Origin of the sequence: Microcoleus sp. LAD1_D5 (assembly GCF_036702115.1) — a bacterium.
In the GTDB taxonomy this organism is placed as follows: domain Bacteria; phylum Cyanobacteriota; class Cyanobacteriia; order Cyanobacteriales; family Microcoleaceae; genus Microcoleus.
On the sequence record NZ_JAUBSA010000028.1, the window covers coordinates 68,177 to 76,828 of the forward strand.

The following is an 8,652-nucleotide window of genomic DNA, read 5'->3' on the forward strand; positions in this document are numbered from 1 at the left end:
CGATTATTTCCAATTTTGCCACGAACTATTGAAAATAGAAGTACCCGGAAAGGCGATCGGATTGGCATTTTGTTGCAACCGCAACTGTAACACTTCCAAGTTTGGCTCGCGAGAGGGCAATTCGTCCACCAATTCATAAGGTAGAATCCCCTTTTCTAGGGAAAAAGCAGCTGTAACTCCCGCCGCCGCACCGGCAGACCATTCAAAAGAATGCACTCGATAAGCAGCGGCCGCTGTGTGGCTAACAGCAATACTTTTACCTGCCACTAACATATTGTCAATTTTCTGGGGAATCATTGCCCGCAGCGGAATTTGGAAGGGATAAGCTTGCCCTTGACCTTTGCGAGTGCCTTCGCGTTCGGTATTTCCTGGTGCTTCCGGCGGACTGTTGGTCATGCAGGGGTGAAAGTCGATCGCATAATGACCGATACCCACAGAATCAGGATAAATCGTAGCGCGCGATCGCGATGTTGTATCCTCAACAGATTGACTTCCCACAGCCAAAGCCGGCGCATTCAAACCACCCACAGCTAACCACAAATTGCGATACTCTTCCTCCGACAAATTCTGGCGATAAAAATCAGCCGTAAAGTCAGTGCGAGACATATCAACTTCCCACACCGTAAAACCTTGAGGCTGATTGAAACTCGGCCGCCCAATAATACGCCGGCCCTCCCGCATATAAGGATATTTAGAAAGTCCGTGCACCGTCCCCATCGGCGACTCCAACCCGCTCAAAAAACGATTGTTTGGATGAGGCTTTTTCACTCCATCTCCTAGCTGCGAGTCAGTAGTTCCTGTTACCAGCCAGTAGAAAAATCCTTTGGCATTTTCTTCACCCTTACGCAAAGTTTCCGTTCGCAAACCGCCCATCCATCCCCCCGGTTGCAGTTGACCGGCCGCTTCCAACTGCGCGCGAGAATAAATTAAATTATCCTGGGCCGAACCGGGACGATAGTCATTACCCCAAGTCCAGTTTTGCATCGAGATATCACCGGGATAAATGGGGAATTGCTTCGGGTCTGAAGGTCGCTTTTGATCTGGTCTCATGCTCCTGATTTGGCGGTAGGTGAAAACTAAGGGAAAGCTCGCCAATCTCGGCAATTCGTAGCTGTAGTAAGGAGCGTATTGTTGATAAAAAGACGGCACTTGATGCTGCTGCGCTTCCTTCGTTGCCTCCATCGCAAAAGTGTAGGTAAAACCTTGAGTGCAGTAAGCGTCGCCGCTAGGGCTAGCGGAGGAAGGTTCGAGAGGAGAACGCGGGTCAATTCCGAGGCGGTAAGGAACATCCCCAAGTCCGATCAACTCGCCTGTTTCAGTGGCATCTACCACGTACCAATCAGCAGGTCTAGGTTGGGAATTTGACTGGTTAGGTGGTTTTGGAATAAACCGAATAATAGTTTTGTTAAATCGTGCAGAATTTTCATAGCGATAGGCATCTTCGATAGTCTGAGAAAGAGTTTCGGTGTTGATGGGCGGGGTATTGGCGGCCGGTTTGTGTTGAATGGCGATCGCACTTTTAATTTGTTGGCCCCCAACCGTATTCCCCGCCACAGCAGGAGTAATTGCTAGTTCTTTAATAACCGTATTGGGAAACCATTTCAGCGTGCCTTTGCCTTTTCTAGCGGCATCCTGCAAGATGTTAAATAGAATTTTGTGACCATCGTAGGGCATGAAACACGAATAGCTAACCCAACAGCCTCCGGGATTTAGCCGGCCGTAATGTTCCTCGATCCGCCCCCGCAATTCTAGGTAGCCGCGGGGGTAATATAAGAGCGATCGCTGAGTCTCTCTTTCATCGAGTGCGGAAGTTCCCTGGGAGGAAATTTGACCGCCTACCCAGTCAGTAATTTCAGTCAGGCAAACTGTGCGCCCCGCCAGCAAACCTTCGTAAGCGGTAGCAGCGCCTGCGAGCCCGCCACCTGCTACTAGAATGTCGCAAGTTTCTGCAGAGTCCGGATTGCGGGGCGGTGCGGCAAATACTGGTGAAATGCTCCCTATCGCGGAAATTATGCCGAGGGTGAGGCTAAGGATCGATCGACCTTTGAGCAAAAATAGATACTGTCGAAGTTTCATCGGAGATTGTGGAATTAATTTTGACATAGCGCGAAAAACACTCATCCCATCTAAATGTTTATTTTGCAGTATACTGGTATTTCGCGGTGCTGTCAGGGAAAAGTTTTTTGAGAAAAGAGGCATTAATACCAGCAACAACTATTGAACAGCCGGATAAACCTTATGCTCAAAATCGTCAAAATTTTTAGGTCATTGATTCCTTTTGAGAGTTTAACAATTACCACCAGTTTAACTTTTTCGGAAGTGGGGCGCAGGTTGGACGAAGTTGTCACTCCTCCCAAAGTTGTTAGAATAATTATACCCTTTGGCCCGCCCCCTCCCAAACCTTATGAAGGAACAATTTCTGGCAAAATTTTCAAAATTAATCGCATCATCATCGGTCGAAATTTATTGTTCCCAATTATAGAAGGAGATATATACACTCAACAGTTCGGTTGTTCCATCAAAATTAGGATGACTTTACATAAAATAGTCCTAGGATTTTTGATTCTTTGGCTGTGGACAACTGGCACTATAGGAATGTTCTCTTTATTTGCTTGGTTAGTCGAACCCTCCGTGGGACCAATATTTTTACCAATTTTAGGAATGTTTATTTTCGGCTGGCTTTTGTGCTTGATTCCTTTTAAAATAGAAGCAAAAGCAGCTATAAAATTTTTATCTATTCTCTTAACATAAAGTATTGTATCACGACAATATTTGAGCTGTATTATTAAAAACAATCTGGCTTCATCTGCGGTAAAAAAAAACTAAACTTTCCGGGATTACCCATGCGTCAAAACCAACTCAAACAAAAAATTAAACAAGGCGAAACAGTCCTCGGTTTATTTATGAACTGCGCCTATCCCGCCTTCATGGAAATCTGCGGTCACGCTGGATTTGATTTCGCCGTTATCGATATGGAACACGGCCCCCTGAACCCGCTTGCTGCTGAAGATTTGTGTCGCGCCGCCGACTGTACCGGAATTGCACCGATTGTTCGTGTCCGCAAAAACGACGGCCCGCAAATTCAACGAGCTCTTGATATCGGCAGTGCAGGCGTTCAAGTACCTCAAATTGAAAGCAAAATCGATGCCGAAACCGCTGTCAAAAGTGCTAAATACAGTCCTCTGGGCACGCGAGGCCTTTCCTTCGCTACGCGGGCAGGACTTTTCACTGCAGCAGGTACAAATATCACCGACAAACTCAACGAAGAATCCTTAGTTGTGATTCATGTCGAAGGCAAAGGCGGCATCGACAACCTGGCAGAAATAGTGACCGTCCCAGAGGTGGACGTGATTTTTCTAGGGCCTTACGATCTGTCACAGTCGATCGGCATTCCCGGCCAAGTCCGCGATCCCCGAGTCATCGACATGATGCAGGAGGCAGTGCAAACCATCCGCAAAGCAGGCAAAGCCGCCGGTACTTTTGCCGAAAACCCCGAAATTGCCCAGCAGTGGATTGATGCTGGCGTTCAGTACGTCGCACTTGGGGTCGATGTTGCCGTTTTCCTGCGGGCCTGTCAGTCGCTGGTGAAAGCAGTCAATCGATTTTAGATTTTAGATTAGGGATTTTGGATTAAAAGAAGAACCAGCCCCCGGATTCATCTTGCAAGCTTTACGATATCTTTGCAATTTTTGTAGTGTCTTTTACGACACATACAAAAAACCTGCGCTAGAGTAGAAGCATACACCTCCTCAAGGCAAAATTAGGGAGGGGAGCAAGGCTTCAGGGAGTAAAATCTATGAAAACCGTATTAGAATCCATTCATTTGGATTATGCCTTCATGTTTACTTTCAAAAAAGTAAACTCGATTAAGCTAGAAGGCTTCAAGGAATTTTTTGACGATATGCCTGTCGATCCGTATGTGAAAGGTAAGTATCGTTCGAGAAGATTATCGCGGTTTGCAGTCAACGGAAATGAGTTAGTTAAGTTACCTCACGGCTATTTGTATCAAAGCAAAACATACAATCCGCTAGTTGGTGATCTCAGGCGGGAATTTGCCGAATTGGACGATCGACTAATCGCCCTCGATAATTTCAAACAGATGATTTTTGCTTTTTTCGATTCCTGCAAAATTCACCCGGAAGCTGAAATCGGCATTCATCAAATCAGGACGACTTGTTCGCCAAACAATTTCGGCAACCCCGCACCGGAAGGCATTCACCAAGACGGTACTGACTTTATCGGGATTTTCTCGGTTGACAGAACTAATATTGTAGGCGGGGAAACGCATTTGTACTTGGCTAAAAAAGAGAAGCCTGTTTTTAATAAAATTCTGCATCCGGGAGAATTGCTGTTAGTTAACGACCACGAGTTTTTCCACTTTACTACACCGATTAAACCGGAATCTGAAGGAGTGGGAACCAGGGATGTCTTTGTGCTGACTTCTCCGAGTTTGCTTACCGATTGAGGAGAGTTGGGCAATTGCGCGTCTTTCGTTCGTAGTGAGGGCTTTACTCCTCTCTCTGGTGTTTACTCAATCATGACTAAAGTCCTTACTACAAACCTTTCGTTAGTAGTGAGGACTTTATGCGTCTTTCTGGCGTTTCCTCAATCATGACTCAAGTCATTACTAAGCTGTTGCGGCATTTAAATTGTATGTCAAAAAAAATTACAGTCTTGTGGGGAGTAGGGGTTGGGCGTCCCGCCCGCCCTGAATATATAATTTAAATGCGCGACAGCTTACAAACCTGCATATTTTCCTAAAAAGCCAGGTTTATGCCTCTAGCAACTCACAGATAACTCCTATCGAAACTTCCGTTCAGACTCTTGAATGGGAACATCATTAATACTAGCTTCACGTCTTCGCATTAACCCATTTTCTGCAAATTCCCACTGTTCATTACCATAGGCGCGATACCAGTAGCCAGCATCATCGTGCCACTCATACTCAAATCGAACAGAAATCCGATTATCTGTAAAACTCCACAGTTCTTTCTTTAAACGGTAATCTAATTCCTTTGTCCATTTTCTTCTTAAAAAAGCCTTGATTTCTTCCCGTCCGCTGAAGAATTCGGCACGGTTTCTCCACTGAGAATCTTCCGTATAAGCTAAGGCTACTCGTTCTGGATCGCGGGTATTCCAGGCATCTTCAGCAGCTTGAACTTTGGCTTTAGCCGTTTCCAACGTAAAGGGCGGTAGAGGTGGTTTAGTTTCCATCAGCTTTGTTTTTTGTGATTATAAAAGATAAGGTGCGGGATGCTAGCGCTACAGAGAGAGTTTGGGGACTTTGATATCAATCCTCAGCATCGGGATCGATTCCCATTGCTCGCAGTCGCTCCGCTAACTGGGTGACTTTTCGCTCTGCTTGTTCGGCTCTTTCCCGTTCTTGTTCGGCTCTTTCCCGTTCTTGTTCGACCAGGGCCCGCTCAATTTCAACTTGTTCGGAGCCAGTTAACAGCAAATTTCCCTGGGAATCCCACCACCGCAGCCAAAGAAGTTCTTGATTTTGATAGCTTCCCTGCCACAGTCCCAATTCTACATCTAGTACAGGAATGGGATAGTGACCGCGTTCGTTTGGCTCCATCCTTCGATACAGAAAATCTATCAGGTGATAGACTTCTAAATTGCCAGTTCTCATTTCATAAATACCGTAGTAAGGGATGCGGATAATTCTCTCGTACACCCAAAACTTACCGGGTTTAGTTGTTGTACCGTCGGCCGCCACAGAAAGCGGAGTACGATCGCGCTCTTCCTCTCCATTACCGCTAGCAAATTCTAAAGCAATGAACGGAGCCATGTGTTCCCGCCAAAGTACATAAGAACGGCGAAAACCATCGAGTGTTGCCGGTACATTGGGCACGTAAAACCAATCCGGTGCTTCTGCACCTCGCTCTGGTGGGTCAGTTTCTCGCCAGTAAATGCCGCAATCTTGCCCGATCGCATATTGTCCGTCTGGATGCAGTCGCTCTACAACCGGCCCGATCGAATCTGTCAGAATGATGCTCTGAGGATGCTCCTGAAAATTTTTCACAAATGTACCGTCTTCGTCTGGCAATTGGGTATGATCGGGGAATGCAGGAGGCCGATCTGTAGCAGTTATTATCTCAGTCATCGTCGTTTTCCGTGCAGTTATTGTTAATTGTACTGCGAAATTTTAGAGCAAGCTGATTTGAGACTTTAGCTAATATTAGCTAAACCCAGCTAACCACAGCGGAAGCATCAACAGCAACCCGACAGAAGTTATGGCGATGCTGCTAGCTAACAAATCGCGATCGAGCTCGTAGACTTCTGCTAAAATCAGCACGGAAAGAGCTGTGGGCGTTCCCGACATCAACACCAACACGAACCTCGGATCGCCACTCAATCCGAAATAACTAGCACCCAATCCAATTAGCACCGGCACAATTACCACTTTTAACAGGGACGGGATTAACGCCAGTTCAAAACTTTCCCATTTCTTTATAGACCTCAGCCGGATGCCAACCAGCAGCAAAGCACTGGCAATTACCACCCAAACAGCAGTCTGCAATCCCGATTCCACTGTATCGGGCAGGGGGATGTTTCTAGTATAAAAACCAATTAAAAATGCCCACAGGGCGGGAACTGTCAGCACGTCCCGGATCTGAGTCCACCAGTGATTTTTTTGCTCGGAGTTCCCGAAATAGCTAGCAATAAATACACCGAAACAATAAGTTCCAATAACATTGTTAGTGACGCTGTACAAGACAGCCCAGTTGTTGTTATCGCTGCTGATGATAGACGGGGTAATTGCTAATCCAACAAAGCCCGTATTCCCTAACATCGCAGCTAGGAGAAAACTGCCTTGGCTCGATCGCTTCAGGGAATTAAAATTTAATAAAAATAAATTTACCAGAGAATTTTTGCCCTGAAAATAGGGTTTTTTGATGTGGGCCGCACTCAGCCTACGCAATAATACCCAAGTCAGCCAAGCAAAACTCGTACTCAGAAATAACACGAATATGGCGATCGCCGGCGTGAACCCCACAGCACCCGAAAAATCGCTTTGACGGGCTAAAACTAGAATTTGCAGCGGTATCCCAATCCAGAAAAGAAAGTGGCTCAGCAGCTTGGGAAAATCAACTGGGATGTACCGAAACAGAAGCAGTCCCAAGCCAGTCCAGATAACTAGAGGCGTATAAGCGTGAAATAAGGTTTCAATCATAAAAATTTAACTAGGCAATTGGAAATGCCTCTATCTATTAATAGTAATGCTAAAGTCTGTTGAATAAATGCAAATTGTCGTTAGCGGAGCCCTCGAAGAGGATCGCACTTGCACGCTTTTTCGTCCTAGCGTGTTCGCAGCAGTGCCAGCCCGAAAATTTCCGCCCAAATTCCCGCACCTTTCAGGACACAATCCTCAGACTCGCAGCCCCAAATGCTTGCAGTTTTTTGCATTCAGATTCACAAAACCTCTGTTAATTTGACCAATGTGCGATCGAGCTATCTTGCCTTTTCCGAACAGATGTCCCACGTTGTCCTGCCGTTTCGCTCTAACGGAAATACGGCGACACTAAAGCTGCTAATGACTTGCACTCATTAATTCAATTTCAAAGCATTAACCGGCACTTCATCCCAAGAACTAACAGTCCGCAAAGTAGCAACCCAGCCCTGCTGTTTTTGCTCTGCCGTCAAATTCTTCTCAAAAGATTCGTGGCAATCCTTCGCTTGAGTCTCATCGCAACAAGCAATGCAAGAATAAAGAATACCCGACGGATCGATTTGCTCGTTTACCCAAATAATCACGATCTACTCTCCCCATTAACTTAACTATTATCTAAATTTTCCTATATTTTTGTCAATTAAGTAGGTAGGTATTAATTAACCCTAGTGCGGCATTTTAGGTTAACAGGCATCTTGCCTGTGCCACACACAGGCAAGATGCCTGTTCCACACACAGGCAAGATGCCTGTTCCACACACAGGCAAGATGCCTGTTCCACACGCAGGCAAGATGCCTGTTCCACAACAGATGAATTTTGGGTTTGGCACGCGAGCCCGCCTGAATTACTTCGATGCCAAATTTGCCAAAGACTCGCCCGCAACGCGGCAAATCCGCCAGTCGGGCATCACATCAGCACCGATACCCTTGTAAAATCCGATCGCCAATTCATTCCAATCCAAAACACTCCATTCCAAACGCCCGCAGCCCCTTTCCACCGTCAACTGCGCTAAATAAACTATCAAAGACTTGCCAATTCCCCGCCCTCGAAACTCAGGGATCACAAACAAATCTTCCAAATAAATTCCCGGCTGAGTCAAAAAAGTAGAATAATTGTAAAAAAACAGCGCCCAGCCGACAACTCGATTTTCGCACTCTGCTAAAATCGCTTCAGCAAAAGGTCGATCGCCAAACAAATGATTCTCCAAATCAACGGCATTGCCAGTAACGGCATGAGATAATTTTTCGTACTCAGCTAAAGCTTTAATCAAATCAAACAGCACCGGCACGTCAGCGCGGGTAGCTGGACGCAAAATTACCTCAGAATACATAAATAAGTAAGTAGTACGCGACAATCAACAATTAAAAATACCACATCAAGACATTTTTAATTTGTAATTTTAATTAGGGCTTGCTGAAAAAGTGAGAAAACAGCATTTAGAAAGATGAGTGAATTCGAGTTCTCCTCGGCAATAT

10 protein-coding genes are annotated in these 8,652 nt (G+C 45.8%); 4 read left to right on the plus strand and 6 right to left on the minus strand.

Annotated elements, in window-relative coordinates; translation table 11 throughout:
• Positions 1-3: 3 nt before the first annotated feature.
• Entirely contained in the window at positions 4-2,076 is a 2,073-nt protein-coding gene (locus QUA70_RS14315; RefSeq protein ID WP_333328757.1) for an FAD-dependent oxidoreductase, read from the minus strand.
• A 162-nt stretch (positions 2,077-2,238) separates the two neighbouring features.
• Between QUA70_RS14315 and QUA70_RS14320 the strand changes: the two genes are divergently transcribed.
• The 3 genes from QUA70_RS14320 to QUA70_RS14330 all read left to right on the plus strand — a co-directional run bounded on the left by QUA70_RS14320 (position 2,239) and on the right by QUA70_RS14330 (position 4,465).
• Entirely contained in the window at positions 2,239-2,751 is a 513-nt protein-coding gene (locus tag QUA70_RS14320) for a hypothetical protein (RefSeq protein WP_333347808.1), read from the plus strand.
• Positions 2,752-2,843: 92 nt separating this feature from the next.
• Positions 2,844-3,608 carry an aldolase/citrate lyase family protein gene (locus tag QUA70_RS14325; protein ID WP_333328763.1) on the plus strand — a complete coding sequence of 255 codons (765 nt, stop codon included), beginning with the start codon at positions 2,844-2,846 and terminating at the stop codon, positions 3,606-3,608.
• Positions 3,609-3,796: 188 nt separating this feature from the next.
• Positions 3,797-4,465: a 2OG-Fe dioxygenase family protein gene (locus QUA70_RS14330; protein ID WP_333328766.1), complete on the plus strand. Its 669-nt coding sequence runs from the start codon at positions 3,797-3,799 to the stop codon at positions 4,463-4,465.
• Positions 4,466-4,800: 335 nt separating this feature from the next.
• On the opposite strand, the gene QUA70_RS14335 is transcribed toward QUA70_RS14330, so the two are convergent.
• From QUA70_RS14335 to QUA70_RS14345, 3 genes are all read right to left on the minus strand, one after another.
• Positions 4,801-5,214, minus strand: coding sequence for a nuclear transport factor 2 family protein (locus tag QUA70_RS14335; protein ID WP_333328769.1), 414 nt, complete (start codon positions 5,212-5,214; stop codon positions 4,801-4,803).
• Positions 5,215-5,290: 76 nt separating this feature from the next.
• Complete coding sequence (locus tag QUA70_RS14340; protein ID WP_333328772.1) at positions 5,291-6,109, minus strand: Uma2 family endonuclease; 819 nt, start codon at positions 6,107-6,109, stop codon at positions 5,291-5,293.
• Positions 6,110-6,184: 75 nt separating this feature from the next.
• Entirely contained in the window at positions 6,185-7,180 is a 996-nt protein-coding gene (locus tag QUA70_RS14345; RefSeq protein WP_333347810.1) for an AEC family transporter, read from the minus strand.
• Positions 7,181-7,393: 213 nt separating this feature from the next.
• Between QUA70_RS14345 and QUA70_RS14350 the strand changes: the two genes are divergently transcribed.
• A complete protein-coding gene (locus QUA70_RS14350) occupies positions 7,394-7,558 on the plus strand; it encodes a hypothetical protein (RefSeq protein WP_333328778.1) in 165 nt (54 codons plus the stop codon).
• On the opposite strand, the gene QUA70_RS14355 is transcribed toward QUA70_RS14350, so the two are convergent.
• Entirely contained in the window at positions 7,555-7,761 is a 207-nt protein-coding gene (locus tag QUA70_RS14355; RefSeq protein WP_333038077.1) for a glycogen debranching protein, read from the minus strand. The two genes, QUA70_RS14350 and QUA70_RS14355, sit on opposite strands and share 4 nt — an antisense overlap.
• Positions 7,762-8,021: 260 nt before the next feature.
• The gene (locus QUA70_RS14360; RefSeq protein WP_333347815.1) at positions 8,022-8,507 is read right to left on the minus strand and encodes a GNAT family N-acetyltransferase; all 486 of its coding nucleotides are present in this window, start codon (positions 8,505-8,507) and stop codon (positions 8,022-8,024) included.
• Between the last annotated feature and the right edge of the window lie 145 nt (positions 8,508-8,652).

Excerpts from the sequence above, each read along its gene's own strand:
- QUA70_RS14340 (WP_333328772.1), bottom strand. The coding sequence starts at position 6,109 with ATGACTGAGATAATAACTGCTACAGATCGGCCTCCTGCATTCCCCGAT.
- QUA70_RS14330 (WP_333328766.1), top strand. The coding sequence starts at position 3,797 with ATGAAAACCGTATTAGAATCCATTCATTTGGATTATGCCTTCATGTTT.
- QUA70_RS14335 (WP_333328769.1), bottom strand. The coding sequence starts at position 5,214 with ATGGAAACTAAACCACCTCTACCGCCCTTTACGTTGGAAACGGCTAAA.
- QUA70_RS14360 (WP_333347815.1), bottom strand. The coding sequence starts at position 8,507 with ATGTATTCTGAGGTAATTTTGCGTCCAGCTACCCGCGCTGACGTGCCG.
- QUA70_RS14320 (WP_333347808.1), top strand. The coding sequence starts at position 2,239 with ATGCTCAAAATCGTCAAAATTTTTAGGTCATTGATTCCTTTTGAGAGT.
- QUA70_RS14315 (WP_333328757.1), bottom strand. The coding sequence starts at position 2,076 with ATGAAACTTCGACAGTATCTATTTTTGCTCAAAGGTCGATCGATCCTT.
- QUA70_RS14325 (WP_333328763.1), top strand. The coding sequence starts at position 2,844 with ATGCGTCAAAACCAACTCAAACAAAAAATTAAACAAGGCGAAACAGTC.
- QUA70_RS14350 (WP_333328778.1), top strand. The coding sequence starts at position 7,394 with ATGCTTGCAGTTTTTTGCATTCAGATTCACAAAACCTCTGTTAATTTG.
- QUA70_RS14345 (WP_333347810.1), bottom strand. The coding sequence starts at position 7,180 with ATGATTGAAACCTTATTTCACGCTTATACGCCTCTAGTTATCTGGACT.